The sequence below is a fragment of the Streptomyces sp. NPDC053427 genome, from assembly GCF_044544985.1.
In the GTDB taxonomy this organism is placed as follows: domain Bacteria; phylum Actinomycetota; class Actinomycetes; order Streptomycetales; family Streptomycetaceae; genus Streptomyces.
This window is the reverse complement of record NZ_JBITYA010000002.1, coordinates 513,769-535,441: the sequence shown is the minus strand read 5'-3', so window position 1 is coordinate 535,441 and position 21,673 is coordinate 513,769. Positions and strand designations below refer to the sequence as shown.

Sequence of the window (21,673 nt, the reverse complement as noted above, 5' to 3'; positions counted from 1 at the left end):
AATTACCCCGGGATGACGTCACGCATGGTCCTGGCCCACACCTCGCCGATCACGTCCAAATGGTCATCCATTTCTTGCTGCATCAACTGCTCTTTTTCCGACCGCTGCTTGAGCACTTCGTTGGTGATCTTCTGGTTGATTGCGGCCTGGGCCTTCCTCCTCTTGTCCACGTCGGAGATCGCCGCCGCCGCCTTGAGTTCGGAATCGTACTTCGCCTTCAGTTCTTCGCGTTTCGCGGACCGCAGGTCGAGTCCTTCCTGGTCCGTCCGGTACGTGGTCGCGTAGTGGACGGGTACACCGGTCATCAAGGGATGCTCGCGGAGCCGGTTCGAGCAGTGGGCGTGTCCTTGCCCCTTACCGCAGGGCTCACGCTCCGTGTAGAGGCCTGCGATCGTGTACTGCTTCCCGCCGGGCTTGCTGTTCTGCCGATCGATCCATTGCAGCAGGTGCTTCTCGGAGTGACGGGGCGACACACCTGAGTTCTCCGCCGGTACGGAGGAGTCCACGACGTAAGTGGAGTTGCCGTCGCTGTCCACCGCCTCGATGACCGCGTAGTTCTTCCCGGAGAAGTCTGGTTTGTGGCCGCCCGTGGCGTTGATGATGTCGTCGATCTGCTTGAGGGTCGGCCCTCTTTTGCCCGCCTTTTTCCCGGAGACCTGTTCGTGGAGTTGCTTGAGGTCATCCTTCGTTCCGTCGCCTTGGCGATGGTCCGAGGGGAAATTGGGTTTTGCTTCGTCGCGGGCCTGTGAACTGACGGCTCGATCTTTGTTCTTCGCCTTGTCGTCCGATCCGTCCCCACGGGCGTCGGCATTGGCGTAGGGCTGGGAGTCGTATTCCGGGTTCTTTCCGACGCCCTGGCTCTCGTGATACGCCGCACTCATACGGGCCAGGGAGCCGACCACAGCCATCTTCTGACCGTCGTTCATGTCACGGAACCGGTCTCCGAGAGCGTCCTCCAGCTCCTTTCGCGTCATGGTCGTCGGCGGTGGGTTGGTGTCTCCGTTCGCCAAGGCGTCGCGCTGCGCCTTCAAACGGTCATTGGCGGTTTCCAGGACGGAGGCAAGGCTGCCGTCCTCGGCCCATTGCCTGAGGCTGTCATGGACGTGCGACAGCCCGTCGTTGTCCCCGTAATTGTCGCCGAGCGCATCGTCCCCGAGTCGGTGGACCGGGTTGCTGTCGCGCAAGGCCTCCTGGTCCGAGTCCGGAGGCAGGCCGAGCTGATGGTCCTTTGAACCTTCGGCCGGGTTGAGCTCGTTCGGGTCCTTCGAGCCGTCGTGGTCGGCGTCCTCCATCTCCACGTCCGAGGATTCGTCGGACGGGTCGTGGTCGGCGTCCTCCATGTCCACGTCCGAGGATCCGTCCGAGCCGGCGGGTTCGGCGGCGGGGCGGCGGTCGCCTTCGGTGTTGCGGTCGTGCTGCGGGGTGCCGTCGTCGACGGGGCGGCGGTCGGGGTCGAGGGGGATGGCGTGGACGCCGTTGCTGCCGTCGTGGAGCGGTTTGTCGCTGCGTTGGCCGGTCTGCGCGTCGACGTAGGTGATCTTGCCGTTGTGGTTGACGGCGTTCCAGGCGTGGGCGCGGCCGTTGGAGTCCTGGGTGATGATGACGGCCTGGGAGCCGTGGCCGGAGTCGCGGAGGGTGTTTTCGAGGCGGTTGAAGGCGTCTTTGCCGTTGCCGTAGTCGTTGAAGCGGGCGCCGAGGGTGTTCTCGATGCGGTCGCGGCCGTTCTTCTCGCCGCGGTCGGAGGGGGTGCCGTCGGGGTTGGTGTCGGGGGTGCGGTGGGCGGCGGCGGTGGGGTTGCCGGAGAAGGTGTCGGTGGTGGCGAGGGCGGTGTCGACGCAGTTGTTGTTGCGGCCGGGGGCGTCGGGGCCCGGGTCGTTGATGGAGCCGACCCAGTTGCCGTCGTCGGGGTCGGGGTGGCGCTGCGGCTGGCCGTTCTCGTCCTTGGGGACGCTGCTCTCGACGTTGTTCTGGTGCTCGTCGGTGGGGCCTTCGAGGCCGCCGGGGCGCTCGCGGTTACGGGTCTCCGAGGCGGGGGTGGGCTCGGAATCCGGCCGGTGCTCGGGGGATTGGTCGTCGGGGGAGTGGCCCTCGGGGGCGTGATCCGGGGTGTTGTCGTGCTGGGGGGTGGGGTCGTCGCCAGTGGGGCGGTCGTTGGTCGGCCGGTCGTTGGTGGGGCGGTCGTCGGTGGGGCGGTCGTCGGTGGGGCGATCGGTGGTGGGGTGGTCGTCGGTGGGCCGGTCGGTGGTGGGGCGGTCGTCGGTGGGCCGGTCGTCGGTCGGCCGGTCGCTGGTGGGGCGATCCGCGGTGCCGGGCCGGTCCGACGGGGTGGGTCGGTCCGTGTTGGTGGGTCGGTCCGACGGGTTCGGGCGGTCCGTGCCGGTGGGTCGGTCCGACGGGTTCGGGCGGTCCGAGCCGGTCGGGCGGCCGGTGGGGCGTGACGGGTCCCCGGGGGTCCCCGGCCGCTGGGCGTCCGGTCGGGGCGTGGTGCGGCCGGGATCCGGGCGCGTGGCGTCGGGGCGTGTCGTATCGGGGCGCGCCGTGTCCGGGCGTGTGCTGCCGGAGCGTGGCGGTGCGGCGGCGGGCCGCTGCTGGAAGGGCCGGTCGCTTCGGGGGTCGCTTCGGGGGTCGTTCCGCGGGCTGTGCGGGCCCTCCGGGCGACGCGATCCACCGTTGTCGCGGGACGGCTGCGAACCGTCCGGACGGCCCGACGGCGGGGTCCCGGGACGACCGGTGGACGACGGGGTGCCGCCGCGCGGCGGACCGGACGGGGGCGTCGCCGGGCCGCCCTGCGGGGGCATGGCGCCGGGCATGCCCATCACCGGGCCGGTGGCCTGCGGGGTGCCCTGGGGCGACTGCTGCGGTGTGGACGGCGTGCCGCTGCCGGGGTCCGCCGTGTGCTGGGTCGGCGGAGGCGCGGTCATGGTGTCCGCGGACTGGGTGGCGACGGTGGGCTCGTCATCGGGCACATGCGGCATGGGGTCGCCGGGCGAGGGATCGCGCTGGCCGACGGGCGGGCCCGCGGACGTGTGCGGTGCGGGGGCGCCCTGCGACGGCATGCTCATATGCGGTGTGGCGGGCCGGCCGCCACCTGCGCCGGTGTTGTCGCCGTGCTGCGAGCCGTTGCCGTCACCGTAGGACGAACTGTCCGTGTTGCTGGGCGGGTTGCCGGCTATCGGGCCGGGTGACGACTGCTGCGGCTGGCCCCCGGCCTCGTGGGACGGGCCGTCGGGCGGCGGGGCGGTGTGCCGGCTCGGGGACGACTGGTCCGGCGACGCATGGTCCGGGGCGGGGCCGGAGTCGGGCGCCGGGGACGGGCCCGCGGCGGGCGACGGCGCCGAGTCCGGGTGCGCGGACGGACCCGGGGACGGCTGGGTGGTGGCCTGGTCGGGGTCGGGGCGTGCTGTGTCGGGTGTGGTGTCGGGTGTGGGGTGGGTGGTGGCCTGGTCGGGGTCGGGGCGTGCTGTGTCGGGTGTGGGGTGGGTGGTGGCCTGGTCGGGGTCGGGGCGTGCCGCGTCCGGCGTGGTGTCCGGCGTCGGGTGGGTGCTGACCTGGTCCGGGGTGGGGCCACCCGCGTGGGGCGAGCCCGAGTCCGGAGTGGAGCCCGGGTCCGGGGTGGAGCCGGAGCCCGGGGTTGTGCCCGGGTCCGGGGTTGTGCCCGGGTCCGGGGTGGAGCCGGAGCCCGGGGTTGTGCCCGGGTCCGGGGTGGAGCCCGAGTCCGGAGTGGAGCCGGAGCCCGGGGTTGTGCCCGGGTCCGGGGACGAGCCGGGGCCGGAGTCCGGCGTCGAGCCCGAGTCGCCGTACGGGTTGTGGCTGTTGCCGCCCGTGTAGCCCTCGTCGAAGGCGGTCCGCTGGTCCGGGGGCGGCAGAGGCTGCGCCCGGGGGCCGTTGCGGTCGCCGTCCGGGCCGGAGTCGGCGCCGCCGTCCGAGGTGGAACCGCCGTCGGAGGGGGAACCGGATCCGGCCGAGGGGCTGCCGCCGGAGCCGCCGCCCGCGCCGGTGTCGCTCAGCGGGCGTGGCGTGTGCGAGGGGCCGCCGCCCGATCCGGTGCCTGCGCCGCCGGAGCCGCCGCTCGACTCCCCGGACCCGCTGCCGGACCCCGAGCCGCCGCCGTCGGAACCGCTCCCCGAGCCACCGCCGTTGGCGCCGGACCCGGACCCGGACCCGCTGCCGGTTCCCGTTCCGGAGCCGGAACCGCCGCCCGCGGAATCGCTCCCGGAACCGCTCCCCGACCCGGCCCCGGACTCACCGCTGCCCGACCCCGACCCGCTGCCGCTCCCGGACCCGCTGCCGCTCCCGGACCCACTGCTCTCGTTGGACCCGCTGCTCTCGTTCGAGCCGCCGCCGTCTCCGCCGCCGTCCTCGCCCCCGCCCCGCCCCGCGGCATGGTCAAGCCCGTTGCGGGCATGGTTCCCCGCCCTGGCGCCCGCGCCGTCGCGCAGCGACTCGGCGAACGTCTGGCCGGAGTTCTTGAGCGCGTCCACGCCCGCGTCGGCGCCGGTCTTGAGGCTGCGGTTGACGTCGAAGCCCTGCTGGGCCCCGAAGTTCATGTTCATGCCCTGCGCGATGGCGTCGGAGATCATCGCCTCCAGAGCGGAGACGGCCGGCTCCTTGAGCGTCTCCGTGATCGCCTCGACCAGCGCCTCGCGGGCCTCCTTGAGGATCCGGCGCACGATCAGACGGGTGGCCTGGGTGGCGGCCGCCGCGCCGACCTCGGAGAGTCCGAAGGTGAACGGGGCCGCAGCCTGGGCCGCGATGATCTCTGCCGCGAGGATCGCCAATTGGGCGATCACCGCGACTTTCATCCCGATGATGATCCCCGCGCCCACGTCCATCGCAACGGCGATCAACTCGGCGGCCGTACGGGCATCGTTGAAGTAGCCCGAGCCGTCGGCGAACTTGTCCCAGGTCTTGCTGAAGCCGTCGATGCTGTCGCCGGAGTTGGCGGAGAGGACGTTGCCCGCGGCCTGGACGCCGTCCGCCTGCAGCTGTTCGACGGTGGCGGCGAAGTCCCGCCAGTGCTGGGCGGACTCCATCATCTTGTCCTCGTCGCCGGTCGGCCAGTCGTAGCCGAGCATCTCGAGGACCCATTCGAGCCAGTCCGGCAGCATGAGTGACATGGCGGAAATCCCCCGGATTGCGACGCGACGAGAAGGGCGGGTGGCGCGGAAAGGAAAGGCGGGTCGTCGCTCAGACGTGGGGCGACTTGAGGGCGATGATCTGCTGGCTGTTCGCCTCGGCGTTGGCGACGTGCTGCTTCATCAGGGAGTCGTTGAAGTCCTCGTCGGCCTGGTGGTTCTCGGCCATGGTGTTCAGGGCGCCGCCGATCTCCTGGAGCTTGGCGGCCAGATGCCCCATGGACTCGTACATGCCGTCGCGCAGACCCTCGTACACCACACCGAACTTCTCGCCGATCTCGTCATCACCCCACGGCGGGGTGTCCTGGCCCTCCAGACCGGTCAGGGCGTTCTTCAGCTTCCCGACCGCGGATTGATACCGCTCTCCGACGCCTGTGAAGTCCTTTCCCCCGGCCTTCAGTGACGGTATGTCGGCCTGCAGTCCGCTTCCGGCCACTGCGCCTCCCCGTTCCCCGTGTGCGTCGACACATAGCGCAAAATGTTGGGTAAATTTTAGCGCTCAAGGACCCGGTTTACTCAAGTGGCGGTCTGTCACAACGCTGTTACCGCTGTGCGGAGGGCCGATCCATCCGTAGGGCGATGCCTACGGCCGGCCGGCCGGATCCGTGGTTCCGGGGTGTCAGCCGCCGTTTTGCGCCGGGCCGTGACCGCCTCTGTCGTGACCGTCCTCCGGCTCCTCGTCCCGGTCCAGACAGCGCAGCGCGAACCACAGTTCCATCCGGACGTCGGCGTCGGCCAGGTCGGTGTCGAGGAGGGTGGCGATCCTGGCGATGCGCTGGCGAACGGTGTTGCGGTGGATGCCCAGGGTGCTCGCGGTGCGGTCCCAACTGCCGTGCAGGGAAATCCAGTGGTGGAGGGTGGTGAGGAGGGAGGGGGCGTCGGCCAGCGGGGCGAGCAGGGCCTCGGCGTGCCGCCGGGCGTCATCGGGGGCGATCAGCGAGGTGACGCTGTGCGGGCCGGGGTCGCGGTGGCGTACGAGGGCGGCGCGCTGGGCGAGGGCGCGGCGCAGGGCGGTGGCGGCGTGCCGGTCGGCGGCCGGGAGTTCCTCGACGGGGACGGGTGCGCTGACGCCGAGCGTCCAGCCGGGGTGCGCGGTGATCTCGCGGCCCTCGGGGACCAGGGCCCGTAGCGCGGCGGGGCCCGTCGCCTCCGCGCCCCGCGAACCTTCCGCTCCCGGCGTGTCCGGCGCCGCGAGGGAGGCGCCCAGCGCCGCGGCCAGCGCGGTCGCCGGCTCCGTGGTGTCGCGGCGGCGCCGGGCGTGGACGACGGTCCACCGGGGGTGGTCGAGGAGCGGGGCGACCTCGGCCGGACGGGCGCCGAGGAGCAGATGGACCAGGGCCGCGGAGTGCCCGGCCGCGACCGGGTCGGGGCCGGCGGCGGGACCGGTGATCAGCGACAGGAGGACGGCGGCGACCCCGGCGATGGTGTGCGCGGGCGGGTCGTGCGGATCCGCGGTGACCACCAGCGCGAGCGGAAGGGGGTCTGCCCTGTTCGAGCCGAGCCGGGAACGTGCGGAACGGTCCGTGGCGCGGCCGGTCAGGGCGTACGCGGACAGGTGGGTACCGGGCAGCGTGTCGGTGGCCGAGGACGGGCCGGTGGCGGCGGAGCCGGTGCGGGCTCCGGGCCCGCCGCCCGTACGGCCGCCGGCGCCCGCCCCGCCGACCGCCCCCGCTCCCGCCGCTCCGCAGACGACCTGTGCGAGCCGGTCCGCCGCGGCCCGTACGGCCGGGGTGGGCGCGGGTCCGGCGGTGCCGTGCACCGTGCCGTCCGGCGCCAGCAGCGCGGTCCAGCCGTGGACGTGGCGGGCCAGCGCGCGCAGCACGGCGGGCGCCGCGTCGGGGCGCGCGGCGGCCGCAGCGAGCGCGCGCTGGGCCTCGCTGAGCCGGGTCAGCTCGCGATGCCTGGCCTCCGTCACGGCCTGCCACACGGCGCTTTCGACGGCGGTGAACGGCGTGCCCGCCGGGACCTCGACGAGCGGCAGCCCGTGCCGGTCGCAGGCCGCCACCAGGGCGCGCGGGACCGCATCGTGCACCGGCGCGATCCCGAAGCCGAGCGCGGCGGCTCCGGCCGCCACCGTGCGGGCGGCATAGCCGTCGAGGTACGCCTCCAGCGCGGTGGCCGGGTCCTCGCCCGCGCCCCCGGCCACCTCGGCCAGATGCACCCCCGCCGTCAGCAGCATCTCGCCGCCCAGGAGGTACGGCACCGGGTCGGCCATCTCGGAGGTGTGCACCCAGTGGATCGCGACGCCCTCACGGGGGCCGGCGATCTGGCGCAGCCCCAGATCCGTGCGGGCGAGGAGATCCGCCAGCGGGACCGGCGGGGTGGAGGGCGCGGGTATCGGGTGCGGTGGGTGCGGCATGTACGGACCATCCACATCGAAGGGCTGCGGCAGTCGAAAACGTACACTTCAGCGTCGCTTTCCCGCCTCCTAGGGTCAACCCCGAAGGTGCGGCGCCCGGCCGGCTTCCCCCGCTCGCCGGGCGCCCGTCACCCCCCCACGCCACACCCCCCTCTCCCCCTCGGCGCAGCTGGAAGGGATGGCCCATGGCTGTCGACTACGCGGTGATCGTGCTCTACCTGGCCGGAATGCTCGCCATGGGCTGGTGGGGGATGCGGCGCGCAAAAACCAAGAGCGACTTCCTGGTCGCCGGCCGCCGCCTCGGCCCCGCGATGTACTCGGGAACGATGGCCGCCATCGTGCTGGGCGGCGCCTCCACCATCGGCGGCGTCGGGCTCGGCTACCAGTACGGACTGTCCGGCGCCTGGATGGTCTTCACCATCGGCCTCGGGCTGCTGGCGCTCAGCATCTTCTTCTCGGCCCGGATCGCGCGGCTGAAGGTCTACACCGTCTCCGAGATGCTCGACCTGCGCTACGGCGGCGCCGCCGGCCTCATCTCCGGCGTCGTCATGTGGGCGTACACCCTGATGCTGGCCGTGACCTCGACCATCGCCTACGCGACCATCTTCGACGTCCTCTTCGGCCTCGACCGCACGGTGTCGATCATCCTGGGCGGGGCGATCGTGGTGGCGTACTCGACCCTCGGCGGCATGTGGTCGATCACCCTCACCGACATGGTCCAGTTCGTCGTCAAGACGATCGGCGTGCTGCTGCTCCTGCTGCCCATCGCGGTGATCAAGGCGGGCGGCTTCGCGGAGATGAAGGCGCAGCTGCCGCACACGTACTTCGCGCCGCTGGGCATCGGCGGCCAGACGGTCTTCACCTACGTCCTGATCTACTCCTTCGGCATGCTGATCGGGCAGGACATCTGGCAGCGGGTGTTCACCGCACGCAACGACAAGGTGGCGCGCCTCGGCGGCACCGCGGCCGGTACGTACTGTCTGGTGTACGCGCTCGCCGGCGCCGTCATCGGCACCGCGGCCAAGGTCCTCTACCCCCGACTGGGCAGCCCGGACGACGCGTTCGCGACGATCGTCAAGGACGCGCTGCCCATGGGCGTACGGGGGCTGGTGCTGGCGGCGGCGCTGTCCGCGGTGATGTCCACGTCCTCGGGCGCGCTGATCGCCTGCGCGACGGTCGCCAACAACGACATCTGGGCCCGGATCAAGGGCGCCGCCAAGCGGGGGGCCTCGTCCGACGAGGCGTCCGCGCCGCACGACGAGGTCCGCGGCAACCGGGTCTTCATCCTGCTGATGGGCCTCGCGGTCATCGCCATCGCGATCGCGCTCAACAACGTCGTCGAGGCGCTCACCGTCGCCTACAACCTGCTGGTCGGCGGCCTGCTGGTGCCGATCCTGGGCGGGCTGCTGTGGAAGCGGGGCACCGCCGCCGGCGCGCTCGCCTCGGTCGCGGTCGGAGGTCTGACCGTCATCGGCCTGATGGGCTGGCTCGGCGTGCTCGCCAACGAGCCGATCTCCTACGGGCTGATCGCCTCGCTCGTGGCGTATGTGCTGGTCAGCCTGGGCACCAAGCCCACGGACGCGGCGGTACTGGCCGCCTGGCGCGCCCGGCTGGCCGGTCCGACGGCCGCGGCACCGGGCCTGTCCGGCGCATCGGCCCCTTCCGGCGGCTGAGCGCGACGGCCGCACCGCCGCACCCGTGCGGCGCACCGAGGACGAGCGGCCGCCGGGCCGCGAACCAGCACAACGAGAGGGAGAGTCACCCACCGATGAGCACCACCGAATCGTCGCCGGGGCAGCCGCAGCGCAGCGGAGGCGATCTGGTCGTCGAGTCCCTGGCGGCCCTCGGCGCCCGCACCGTCTTCGGGCTGCCGGGGCAGCACGCGCTCGGCATCTTCGACGCGCTGCGCCGCTCCCCGCTGCGCTATGTCGGGCTGCGGGTGGAGAACAACGCGGGGTTCGCCGCCGACGCGTACGCCCGGACCACGCACGGGGTCGCGCCGCTGCTGGTCTCCACCGGCCCCGGTGCGCTGATGACGCTGGCCGCGCTTCAGGAGGCGGCCGCCGCCTCGGCCGCCGTACTGGCCATCGGCAGCCAGGTTCCGCTGGCCGGGATCGGCGGCGGCCGCCACGGCTATCTGCATGAACTCACCGACCAGAGCGCCTCGTTCCGGGGTGTGGTCAAGTCCGTCCACACGGCCCGTACCGCCTCGCAGATCCCGTCCGCGGTGGCCGCCGCCTGGGAGTCGGCGCTGAGCGCCCCGCACGGGCCGGTGTGGCTGGAGATCCCGCAGGACGTGCTGCTGGCCGCCGTCGACGTACCGCCGGTGACCGCACTCCCGGTCCGGCCACGGGAGCTGACGCCGCGTCCCGAGCTGATCGAGGCGGCCGCCGACCGGCTGACGCGGGCCGAGCGGCCGGTCGTCCTGGCCGGCGGCGGGGTCGTCCGCGCCGGGGCCGAGGCGGAGCTGCGGGCGCTCGCCGAACGGCTCCGGGCGCCGGTGGCCACCACCTTCGGCGGCAAGGGCGCCTTCCCCTGGGAGCACCCGCTCTCCCTGCGGTCCTGGCTGGAGGACCGGCACACCACGGACTTCCTGGAGGACGCCGACACCCTCCTGGTCGTCGGCTCCGGGCTCGGCGAACTCTCCTCGAACTACCACACCTTCCGGCCGCGCGGCCGGGTCGTCCAGATCGAGGCGGACCTCGGCAAGCTGGAGTCCAACCACGCCGCGCTGGGCATCCACGCGGACGCCCGGCTCGCGCTGGGGGCGCTGGCGGCGGCGGTGGCGGCGCGGCCGCCGCGGCGGACACCCGAGGGCGCGGCCCCCGAAGCCGCGGTCGCCGGCCTCCTGGCCCGCGTCCGGGAGCGCATCGACGGCCAGCACCTCGACCTCGAGCAGCGGATCCTCGCCGCCGTACGGGAGGCGCTCCCCGACGACGCGGTCAGCTGCTGGGACATGACGATCCTGGCCTACTGGGCCTGGTCCGCCTTCGACCCCCGGCGGACGAACGCGCTGCACTCCGCCCAGGGCGCCGGCGGCCTGGGCTACGGTTTCCCGGCGGCGCTCGGCGTGGCCGCCGCCGACCCCGCGCGGCCGGTCCTCGCCGTCTCCGGCGACGGCGGCGCCATGTACTCCCTCGCCGAACTGGCCACCGCCCGGCAGTACGACCTGCCGGTCACCTGGCTCATCGTGGACGACGGCGGCTACGGCATCCTCCGCGAGTACATGACCGACGCCTTCGGCGAGGCCAGCGCCACGGAACTGGCGCGGCCGGACTTCGTCGCCCTCGCGCGGTCCTTCGGGGTGCCGGCGGTGCGCACGGACCCCGAGCGGCTGCGCACGGACCTGGCGGCGGCGCTGGCCTCGCCCGGCCCCTCCGTGGTCGTCCTCCCGGCCCGGCTGCGGATGTTCGCGCCGACCCATCTGGGCGGCTAGGGCTTCTGACGGATCTCCGCGGCGTCGCGCCCTGGGCCCCGATCCACCGGCCGGGCCCTGGCGGGCCGGCCCGCCACGGGCAGCCGAAAGGGGGCGGCGCCTGGTGTGGCGCCGCCCCCTTCGCTCTGCTGTTTCCGCTCCGGCTACAGGCTGAGCTCCGGATGCAGATCCTTCATCCGGACGACCTGCCGGCCGCGCGCGGTCAGCGCCGTGAGCGCCAGCGCGCCGAGGGTGAAGACCGCAAGGACCGCCGAGCCCTGCCAGACGACGCCGAGGTCGCCGCCGGTGATCAGCCGGCGCAGGCCGTCGACGACGTAACTCATCGGCAGGAACGGGTGGATGGCGGCGAAGAAACCGGGGCTGGTCTGCACCGGGTACGTGCCGCCGGCCGAGGTCAGCTGGAGCATCAGCACCACCAGGGTCAGCACCCGGCCCGCCGGGCCGAACTGCGCCCCGAAGAACTGGATGATGGCGGTGAACGCGGCCGTCGCCAGCAGCAGGAAGCCGATGGTGGCGGCGGAGCGTGCCATCTCCAGGCCGAGGCCCCAGTGGAGCACGGCCATCAGGGCCAGCACCTGGACGACGCCGATGGCGAAGGCCGGCAGCCAGGACCCCAGCGCGATCCGCCAGCCCGGCGCACCGGCCGCCAGCGCGCGCTTGCCCAGCGGCTGGAGCAGCATGAACGCGACCATCGCGCCGACCCAGAGGGACAGCGGGATGAAGTACGGCGCCAGGCCGGTGCCGTAGTTGGGCGCCTTGTGCATCGACTTGGCGGCCAGCTCCACCGGGTCGGCCATCACCTCGGTGCGGGCGTCGCGGTCCGTCTTGTCGTAGTCCGGGATCTTGGCGACGCCGCTGTGCAGCCCGTCGGCCAGCTGGTTGGAGCCGTCCTTGAGCTTGAACAGGCCGCCGGTGAGCTTCTCGGCGCCTTCCTTGGCGTCACCGAGCCCGCTGTGGACCTTGCCGGCGCCGTCGGCGACCTTGCCGGCACCGTCCGACAGCTTGCCGGCGCCGTCGGCCAGGTCACCGCTGCCGTCGGCGAGAGTGGCGATGCCGTCCGCGAACCGGACCGCGCCCTGGGAGACCTTGTGGGCACCGGCGTTGAGCTGGTTGATCTGACCGATCGCGGTGTCCGCGCGGCCGGCGATGCCCGGTGCCTGGTCGGCGACCATCACGGCGCCCTCGTGCAGCTCCCGCAGCTTGGTGCGCAGCTGTCCGAAGTCCGTGTGGGCGATGGTGTCGTTGACCTTCTCCGCCGCGTCGGCGGCCAGTTCGGTGCCGTCCGCGATGCCCTTCAGCTCGGGGCAGTCGGGGTCGGTGCCGAGGGCGCCGCAGCGCTCCCGGTACAGCTTCGCGGCGTTGTCGGCGTTCTGCCGTGCCTGGGCGGCGGCCCGGGCGGAGTTGTCCGGCAGCTTGCTCAGGTCCTCGTCGAGATCCTGGGTGAGGTCGGCGACCAGGCGCGCCTTCCGGCCGATCTCCGCGCCGTGCTCCCTGAGGAAGGGCAGGTCCTTCTTGGCGAGCCCCTGGACCTTCTCGGCCAGCTGCTGGGTCCCGTCCGCGACCTGGCCCGCGCCCTGGCTGAGCTGCCGGGCCTTGCCGACGGCCTGCGAGGCGCCCTTGTTGAGCTTGTGCGCACCGTTGCTCAGGTCGCCCGCGCCCTTGCTGACGTCGCCCGCGCCCTTGCTGACGTCACCGGAGCCCTGGTCCAGCTTGCCCAGCCCGTCGGCCAGTTCACCGGTCTTGTCCTTGGCGGTGCCCAGGCCCTTGTCGACCTTCCCGGCGCCGTCCGCCGCCTTGGCCGTCTCGTCGTGCAGATCGGAGAACGACACGAAGATCTTGTCGAGGAAGGCCCGCGACGACTTTGCCGAGGTCTTGGCCCGTATCTCGGAGAACACCGTCTTCGAGATGGAGCCGACGATGTAGTTGTTGGCGTCGTTCGTCCGGACCTGGAGCGCACCGGTCTGCGGGGAGTCGCCGGAGCTGGAGGCGATCCGCTCGCTGAAGTTCTTCGGGACGGTCAGCGAGAGGTAGTACGTGCCGTTCTCGACGCCCTTGGCGGCGTCCGCGGCGCTGACCTCCTCCCAGTCGAAGGTGTCGCTGTCCTTGACGTTCTTCGCCAGATCGGCGCCCGCGGTGATCTTCTTGCCGTCGGCGGTGGCCCCCCGGTCGGCGTTGACGAGCGCCACCGGGATCTTGTCGAGGCGGCTGTAGGGGTCCCAGAAGGAGCACAGGTACAGCGCTCCGTACAGCAGGGGGATCAGCATCAGGGCGACGAGGCCCAGCCGGGGAAGCTTTCCCCTGCCGAAACGCCTGAGCTCAAGCGCGGCCAGTTTCGGCGAACGCATGCGGTGCTTCCTCCTTGTCCTGGTTCCCGGAGTTCTGGGGCTTGTCGGCATCGGTGTCGGCGGCCGGTGCGGTGCGGGCGGCCTGGCGTGCGGTCCGCTCGGTGTCGAGGGGCGCGGTACGGACGATCAGCGCGTCCGTGGGTGCGTCGCTGCCCGCGGCGACGACGGTGGTGCCCGCCCGCGCGAGATCCCGCAACAGTTGCCAGGCCTGGGCGCGTTCGGGCGGGGACAGCTTCAGGTCGACGTCGTCGACGGCCAGCAGCCACGGGCCGTGCATCACCGCGAGCGCGATGGACAGCCGCAGCGCCTCGAGCCGCTCCAGATCGCGGACGGTCGTCCGCAGACCCTTGGGCAGGGTGTCCGCGTCGAGTCCGGCCGCCGTCAGCGCGGCGTCGACCCGGGCCCGGACGGCCTCCTTGTGGCGGCGTCCCCAGGGCAGCGAGCCCTTGAGCCGGTGGCCCAACAGGGCCTGTTCCTGAAGGTGTTCGCCGACCGTGAGGGCCGGTTCGAGATCGGCGACGCCCGGTACGTGCGCGATCGCCGTACGGCCGCGCACCGCCCCCATCCGCTTGGGCAGCGGAAATCCGGCGACCGTCGCCTGCCCTTCGGTGATCCGCATCCGCCCGGCGAGCGCGAGCAGCAGACACGTGCGGCCGGATCCCGAGGGGCCCAGGACGGCGATCAGCGCGCCCGGGTCCGCGGAGATGTCGACACCTCTGAATGCCCACCCCCGTGGGCCCTCCACTCCGATTCCCCTGGCGTTGACCGCCGCCCCCTGACGGGTGGTGTCCACAACCCCTCCTTTGTTCTGACTGGTCAGTCTAAAAGTGTGCCGTAAGTGTGGCCCTATTGACCAATCGGAGCGCTTTGGCGCGCGATCCGGCGCGGACGACGGGGTGGCCGACGGCGCGACCGACCGGGGTGACCGACGGTTTTCCCCGGGCGCAGGAGGGGTCTTGAGGTGCTCCGATGTTCGTGCGAGGTCCCGGCGGCCCGCGTGCCGACGGCCGCGCCGCCGTGCTCCCGGGCCCCGCCCGCAGCCGTGTCCGCGGGCCCGGCTTCGCGCGGTCCGAGGCGGTGTCCGGACCGTTTGTGCCGGAACATGGGTACGGGCGGTCACGCACGTACGACGGAGGACCATGGATCACTCCCCCCACCCCGTGAAGGCGTCCTCGCAGGCCCCGGTGCGGCGACGGCCGCCCCGGTCCGCGGGCCGACGGACGCGCAACCTGGTCGCTCCGCTGGTCGCCGGAGCGGTGGTGGCCGTGCTGGCGCCGGCCGCGGCGCCGGTCCCGGACACCGGGGCGGACACCGTGTCGTCCCCGGCAGCGGCCGGGCGCCCGGCACCGCCTGCCCCCTGCTCGGACCCCGGCTGGACGGCGACCGCCACCCGCATCGACCCCCAGGACACCCACCACGCCTTCCTCGGCAACGGCTACCTGGGGCAGCGGGTACCGCCCAACGGCACCGGATATGCGGCCCCCGGCGGCACAACCGGCTGGCCGCTCAAGACCCCCGCATACGACGGATCCTTTGTCTCCGGCCTCTACGCCGAAGGGCCGAAGAGCGTCGAGGGACGCCAGGCCATCGCCGCGATCCCCACCTGGACCACGCTCGACGTGACCGCCGACGGCCCCCGCCCCGAGACGTTCTCCGCCGCCACCGCACCCGGCCGGATCTCCCACTACCGCCAGACGCTCTCCCTGCGCTGCGGCTTCCTGCGCACCTCCCTCACCTGGACGGCCGCCGACGGCCGCACCACCGACCTGGTCTACGACGTCCTCGCCGACCGCAACGACCCCCACACCGGCGCCGTACGCCTGCGGATGACGCCCCACTGGACCGGCACCGCCACCGTCACCGACATCCTCGACGGCCGCGGCGCCCGCCGGATGACCCGGACCAATGCCGCCACCGACGGCCGCACCATGGACGTCGCCTTCCGTACCAACGGCACGCGGACCTACGGCGCGGTGGCCTCCACGCTGCGCCCCGGCCCCGGCATCCACGCCACCGGAGCCCGCCGGGCCGACCGGCCCGCCCCGCTGAGCAACCGGCAAAGCGTCACCTTCCCCGTGCACGGCGGCCGCCCGTACGAACTGACGAAGTACGTCGGCGTGGACACCGCGCTCACCACCCGCTCCCCCCGCGCCGCCGCGCACACCGCCTCTCTGCGGGCCGCGGACCGCGGCTGGGACGCCCTGTTCGCGCGGCACACCGCGGCCTGGCGGCGGCTGTGGCGCACCGACATCGAGGTGAAGGGGCGGCGCGAGCTGCAGTCGTGGGTGCGGGCCGCGCAGTACGGACTGTTCTCCAGCACCCGCGCCGGCAACCGCAACAGCATCGGCCCCACCGGCCTGACCAGCGACAACTACGCCGGAGAGATCTTCTGGGACGCCGAGACCTGGATGTACCCCGGCCTCCTCGCCGGCCACCCCCGGCTCGCCAGGTCGATCGTCGACTACCGCTACCGGACCATGGCCGGCGCCCGCGCCAACGCCCGGAAACTCGGCTACGACGGCCTCTTCTATCCCTGGACCAGCGGCAGCAAGGGCGACCTGTGGAACGAGTGCCACAGCTGGGACCCGCCGCACTGCAGGACCCAGAACCACCTCATGGGCGACATCTCCCTCGCCACCTGGCAGTACTACCTGGCCACCAAGGACACCGCCTGGCTGCGCTCGCGCGGCTGGCCGGTCCTCAAGGGCATCGCCGCGTTCTGGGCCTCGCGCGCCACCCGCAACCCCGACGGCAGCTACTCCATCAAGAACGTCGCCGGACCCGACGAGTACAGCAACGGCGTCACCGACGGAGCCTTCACCAACGCCGGCGCCGCCACCGCCCTGCGGCACGCCACCCGCGCCGCCGCCCTGCTCGGCGAACCCGCCCCGGCCTCCTGGAAGACCATCGCCGACCGGCTCCGCATCCCCTACGACGCGCACAACAAGGTCTTCCAGCAGTACGCCGGCTACCGCGGCACCACCATCAAGCAGGCCGACACCGTGCTGCTGATGTACCCGCTGCACTGGCCCATGTCGCAGCGGCAGGCCGCCGGCACCCTCGACTACTACGCCGCCCACACCGACCCCGACGGCCCGGCCATGACGGACTCCGTGCACGCCATCGACGCCGCCGGCCTCGGCGAGGCCGGCTGCTCGACCTACACCTACCTGCTGCGCGCCATCAAACCGTTCGTCCGTGGCCCGTTCGCGCAGTTCTCCGAGGCGCGCGGCGACAAGGCGGGCGCCGATGACCCGCACGCCGGCCGGCCCGCGCAGGACTTCCTCACCGGCAAGGGCGGCTTCCTGCAGACCTTCACCCACGGACTGACGGGCCTGGAGATGGCGGAGGACGAGGTGCGCCTGGACCCGATGCTGCCGCCCCAGCTGTCCGACGGCGTCACCCTGCGCGGGCTGCGCTGGCAGGGGCGGACCTACGACATCGCGATCGGCGCGCACCACACCACCGTGCGGCTGACCGCCGGAGCGCCGATGCGGATCGCCACCCCCGAGGGCGAGAAGGTGGTGAGCCGGGGCCTGCCCGCGGTCCTCAAGACCCGCCGCCCCGACCTGGCCGCGACCTCCGACGCCGCCCGCTGCGCCGCCGCCAGGGCGACCTCCGAGGAACCCGGCCTGTACGCGGCCGCGGCCGTCGACGGCAACTCCGCCACCGCCTGGACCCCGGACACCCCCACCGCAACCCTCACCGTCGACCTCGGCCGGACCACCACCGTCGGCCAGATCACCCCGCACTGGACCGCCACCCGCCCGAAGTCCTACGTCGCGCAGGTCTCCCAGGACGGCAGGCACTGGACGGGCACCGGCTACGGAGGCCGCACCCCGGCCCGGTACGTCCGGATCGTGCTGCACGGCGAAAAGGCCGGACCGGGCAACGGCAAGGCGCCCGAGCACCCGGGCATCGCGGAGCTGACCGTCCGCACCGCCGCCGGTGATCCGTAGTCCGGAACCCACGGGGGCGGGACATGGACGGAGACGCCCGCCCGCCCTGCGGGCGAACGACCGGGCCTGGGCGGCACTTCCGCCGGCCCACCGCCGGCTCCGCATACGAGCGGAAGGTGCAGGGCCTGCGAGTGCCGCCGCGAATCGGTGACGAATCCATTGCTTCATGTCACTCAGCGTGACCAGTGCGCGGTCTCGAGACCATCAGGGATGACCCGCATCCGACCCTGGGACGCCCCCGACGCCGGATCAGGGGAATCCCCCATCTCGGGCCGGGATTGTTGCAGCGGGATGAAATCCGCCGCTCGCGATGTTCTTGACTGTTGGTAGAGGTCGAGGTGCGGGAGGCATCGGTGGCGGGGACGCAAGAGGGACGACAGAGCTGGGCGCGGCGGCTGACGCGCGACTGTTGGCAGTACAAAAAAGACGTGCTGCTCGCGCTCGGCGCGTCCCTCGGCGGGATGGCCGTGATGGCGCTGGTCCCGCTCGTACCGAAGCTGATCATCGACGATGTGATCGTCAACCACGACCGGTCCCTCGCGCCCTGGGCCACCCTGCTCATCGTCGCCGCGGTCGTCGTCTACGTCCTGACCTATGTCCGCCGCTTCTACGGCGGCCGCCTCGCGCTCGACGCCCAGCACGATCTGCGGACCAGGATGTTCGCCGCCCTCGCACGGCTCGACGGCCGACGACAGGACGAGCTGAGCACCGGCCAGGTCGTCGGCCGTGCCACCAGCGACCTTCAGCTGATCCAGGGCCTGCTCTTCATGGTCCCGATGATGATCGGGAACGTCCTGCTCTTCCTGATCTCTCTCGTCGTGATGACGGTCCTCTCGCCGCTGCTCACCGTCGTCGCGCTGGCCGTCGCCCCCGCCCTCTGGTACATCGCCAAGCGCAGCCGTGCCCGGCTCTTTCCCGCCACCTGGTACGCCCAGGGCCAGGCGGCCGCCGTGGCGGGTGTGGTGGACGGCGCGGTCACCGGCGTCCGCGTGGTGAAGGGCTTCGGACAGGAGGAGCAGGAGACGGGCAAGCTGCGCGAGGTCAGCCGTCGGCTGTTCGCCGGACGGCTGCGGACGGTCCGCCTCAACGCGCGCTACACCCCCGCCCTGCAGGCCGTACCGGCGCTCGGCCAGGTCGCGATGCTGGCCATGGGCGGCTGGATGGCCACCCAGGGGCAGGTCACCCTGGGCACCTTCGTCGCCTTCTCCACCTATCTCGCCCAGCTCGTCGGGCCGGTCCGGATGCTGGCGATGATGCTGACCGTCGGCCAGCAGGCGCGCGCCGGGGTGGAGCGGGTCTATGAGCTGATCGACACCGAGCCGTCGATAAAGGAGCGGGCGGGCGCACACGAGCTGCCCGCGGATGCCCCGGCCACCGTCGAGTTCGACGCGGTGACGTTCGGCTATGCACCGGCGCAGTCCGAGAACACCGAGAACACCGAGAACGCCGAGAACGCCGAAACCCGTACCGCCCCCGACGCGGCGACCGCCCCCGCCGCTCTCCGTCCCGTCCTGGACGACTTCTCGCTGCGGATCGAAGCCGGTGAGACGGTCGCCGTCGTCGGCACCTCCGGCAGCGGCAAGTCCACCGTCTCGCTGCTGCTGCCCCGCTTCTACGACGTTTCCGCGGGCCGGGTCCTGGTCGGCGGCCACGACGTGCGCGATCTGACCCTGGAATCGCTGCGGGCCGCCATCGGCCTCGTTCCCGAGAGCAGCTTCCTGTTCTCCGATTCCGTACGCGACAACATCGCCTACGGCCACCCGGACGCCACCGACGAGCAGGTGCGCGCCGCCGCCCGCGCTGCCCAGGCCGAGGGCTTCATATCCGAGCTGCCCGACGGGTACGACACCAAGGTCGGCGAGCAGGGCCTGGCGCTCTCCGGCGGCCAGCGGCAGCGCGTCGCCCTGGCCCGCGCCATCCTCACCGACCCCCGGCTGCTGGTCCTGGACGATGCCACCTCGGCGGTCGACGCCCGCGTCGAGCACGAGATCCACGAGGCGCTGCGGGGCGTGATGGCGGGCCGTACGACGCTGCTCATCGCGCACCGCGCCTCCACCTTGGCGCTCGCCGACCGGGTCGCCGTGCTCGACGGCGGGCGGCTGGTCGACATCGGCACCCAGGAGGAGCTGGAGCTCCGCTGTCCGCTCTACCGCAGGCTGCTGACGGACCCCGACGAGCTGGGCGACGTCCGGCACGATCCGGCGGGCGAGACGGCCGGCGCCTTCAACGGCGAGTACGCGGCCACCGGCCTGCTGAAATTCGAGGCGGACGCGCTCGGGGTGGACGAGTTCGAGGCCGACGAAGTCGCAGCGGACCCGGCCGAGCACGCCGCGGCCGACGGCGCGCCCGACCGGACCCGGCCGGCCGGCATCACCCCCGAGCTGTGGATCCGCCGCGGGCAGCCCGCCGAGGCACACCCGGACGGCCCGGACGCCGCGGCGGCCCCGGCGGGCGGGCCCAGCTTCGGCGCCGCGCTGGCCGGTATGCCCGCCACGCCCGAGCTGCTCGCCAAGGTCGAGGCGCTGCCGCCGGCCACCGACCAACCGGACATCGACGAGGACCTGGCCGTGCGCCCCGAGCGCTCCTACGGCCTGCGCAGGCTGCTGCGCGGCTTCGGCGGGCCGCTGCTCATCGCCCTCGCACTGGTCGCGGTGGACGCCCTCGCGGGTCTGCTCGTCCCGATCCTCATCCGGCAGGGCATCGACGAGGGCGTCCGCCGTGGCGCGCTGGCCGGCGTCTGGACGGCCGCGGTGCTCGCCCTGGTCGTCGTGCTCGCCCAGTGGGCCGCCCAGATCGGCTCCAACCGGATGACCGGACGCACCGGCGAGCGGGTCCTCTACTCCCTCCGCCTCAAGATTTTCGCCCAGCTCCAGCGCCTCGGACTCGACTACTACGAGCGCGAGCTGAGCGGCAAGATCATGACCCGGATGACCACGGACGTGGATGCCCTGTCCACGTTCCTCCAGACCGGCCTGGTCACCGCCGTGGTGTCGCTGCTGACCTTCTTCGGGATACTCGTCGCCCTGCTCGCCATCGACGTCCAGCTGGCCCTGGTCGTCTTCGCCACCCTCCCGCCGCTGATCATCGGCACGTACTTCTTCCGCAAGCTGAGCGTCAAGGCCTACGAACTCGCCCGTGAGCGCATCAGCGTCGTCAACGGCGACCTCCAGGAGAGCGTCGCCGGACTGCGGATCGTCCAGGCGTTCCGGCGTGAGCGGCGCGGCGCCGAGCGGTTCGCCTCCCGCAGCACCGCCTACCGCCAGGCCCGGATCCGTGGGCAGTTCCTGATATCCGTCTACTTCCCGTTCGTCCAGCTGCTGTCGTCCGTCGCCGCGGCCCTGGTGCTGATCGTGGGCGCCGACCGGGTGGGCTCCCACACGCTCACCGCCGGCGCGCTGGTCGCCTACCTGCTCTACATCGACCTGTTCTTCGCCCCCGTGCAGCAGCTCTCCCAGGTCTTCGACGGCTACCAGCAGGCTTCCGTCTCCCTCGGCCGCATACAGGAGCTGCTGCGCGAGCCGACCACCACCCCGGCCGCCGAGCGGCCGCGCGAGGTGCCGGCCCTGCGCGGCGACATCACCTTCGACGCCGTGCACTTCCGGTACGGCACCCACGACGACCGGGACGAGCAGGCGCTGGCCGGCATAGATCTGACCATTCCCGCAGGTCAGACCGTGGCCTTCGTCGGCGAGACGGGCGCCGGCAAGTCCACGCTCGTCAAACTGGTCGCGCGGTTCTACGACCCCTCCTCGGGCGCCGTCCGCGTCGACGGCACCGACCTGCGCGACCTGGACCTGACCGACTACCGCCGCCGGCTCGGCGTCGTCCCCCAGGAGCCGTATCTCTTCGCCGGCACGGTCCGGGACGCCATCGCCTACGGCCGTCCCGACGCCACCGACACCGAGGTGGAGGCCGCCGCCCGCGCCGTCGGCGCCCACGCCATGATCGCCACGCTCGACGGCGGCTACCTCCACGAGGTGTCCGAGCGCGGCCGCAACCTCTCCGCGGGCCAGCGCCAGCTGCTCGCCCTGGCCCGCGCCGAACTCGTCGACCCCGACGTGCTGTTGCTGGACGAGGCCACCGCCGCCCTGGACCTCGCCACGGAGGCCGTCGTCAACCAGGCCACCGACCGCCTCGTCGGCCGCCGTACGACGCTCGTCGTCGCCCACCGCCTCACCACCGCGGCCCGCGCCGACCGTGTCGTGGTGATGGACCAGGGCCGCGTCGCCGAGGACGGCACCCACGCCCAGCTCCTCGGCCGGAACGGCCGGTACGCCGAACTGTGGCGCACCTTCACCGGCGAGGCGGCGGCCTCCCCGTCGACGGCAGGGGAGGAGTCGGTCGCCGTCTGAGCAGCGCCCCGCCACCGGCTCTCCGCGAGTGGACAAAGGGGGCTGGTGGCGGCCCCGTTGCGCCGATAGGTTCAGCCCGACCTTTGC

9 protein-coding genes are annotated in these 21,673 nt (G+C 72.7%); 4 read left to right on the top strand and 5 right to left on the bottom strand.

Annotated features, from left to right (window positions below):
• Nucleotides 1–2 precede the first annotated feature (2 nt).
• The 3 genes from ACIGWZ_RS07010 to ACIGWZ_RS07000 all read right to left on the bottom strand — a co-directional run bounded on the left by ACIGWZ_RS07010 (nt 3) and on the right by ACIGWZ_RS07000 (nt 7,494).
• Complete coding sequence (locus tag ACIGWZ_RS07010) at nt 3–5,117, bottom strand: toxin glutamine deamidase domain-containing protein (protein WP_400061623.1); 5,115 nt, start codon at nt 5,115–5,117, stop codon at nt 3–5.
• A gap of 70 nt (nt 5,118–5,187) precedes the next feature.
• Nucleotides 5,188–5,571 (bottom strand): hypothetical protein, encoded by a 384-nt coding sequence (locus tag ACIGWZ_RS07005; protein ID WP_400061621.1) that lies wholly within the window; start codon nt 5,569–5,571, stop codon nt 5,188–5,190.
• A 183-nt stretch (nt 5,572–5,754) separates the two neighbouring features.
• Nucleotides 5,755–7,494, bottom strand: coding sequence for a helix-turn-helix domain-containing protein (locus ACIGWZ_RS07000; protein ID WP_400061619.1), 1,740 nt, complete (start codon nt 7,492–7,494; stop codon nt 5,755–5,757).
• 185 nt (nt 7,495–7,679) lie between these two features.
• On the opposite strand from ACIGWZ_RS07000, the gene ACIGWZ_RS06995 reads away from it, so the two are divergent.
• Entirely contained in the window at nt 7,680–9,167 is a 1,488-nt protein-coding gene (locus tag ACIGWZ_RS06995) for a sodium:solute symporter (RefSeq protein ID WP_400061617.1), read from the top strand.
• A gap of 95 nt (nt 9,168–9,262) precedes the next feature.
• The gene (locus tag ACIGWZ_RS06990; RefSeq protein ID WP_400061615.1) at nt 9,263–10,930 is read left to right on the top strand and encodes a thiamine pyrophosphate-binding protein; all 1,668 of its coding nucleotides are present in this window, start codon (nt 9,263–9,265) and stop codon (nt 10,928–10,930) included.
• 143 nt (nt 10,931–11,073) lie between these two features.
• Here the strand turns inward: ACIGWZ_RS06990 and ACIGWZ_RS06985 are convergent, their stop codons facing one another.
• Both ACIGWZ_RS06985 and ACIGWZ_RS06980 read right to left on the bottom strand, forming a co-directional pair.
• Nucleotides 11,074–13,275 carry a YhgE/Pip family protein gene (locus tag ACIGWZ_RS06985; protein WP_400061613.1) on the bottom strand — a complete coding sequence of 734 codons (2,202 nt, stop codon included), beginning with the start codon at nt 13,273–13,275 and terminating at the stop codon, nt 11,074–11,076.
• The gene (locus ACIGWZ_RS06980; RefSeq protein WP_400061611.1) at nt 13,247–14,068 is read right to left on the bottom strand and encodes an ATP-binding cassette domain-containing protein; all 822 of its coding nucleotides are present in this window, start codon (nt 14,066–14,068) and stop codon (nt 13,247–13,249) included. Before ACIGWZ_RS06980 ends, ACIGWZ_RS06985 begins: the two co-directional genes overlap by 29 nt.
• 346 nt (nt 14,069–14,414) lie before the next feature.
• On the opposite strand from ACIGWZ_RS06980, the gene ACIGWZ_RS06975 reads away from it, so the two are divergent.
• Nucleotides 14,415–17,234, top strand: a complete 2,820-nt coding sequence (locus ACIGWZ_RS06975) for a discoidin domain-containing protein (RefSeq protein WP_400061609.1) — start codon at nt 14,415–14,417, stop codon at nt 17,232–17,234.
• A gap of 353 nt (nt 17,235–17,587) precedes the next feature.
• Entirely contained in the window at nt 17,588–21,586 is a 3,999-nt protein-coding gene (locus ACIGWZ_RS06970; protein ID WP_400061607.1) for an ABC transporter ATP-binding protein, read from the top strand.
• The last annotated feature ends 87 nt before the right edge of the window (nt 21,587–21,673 follow it).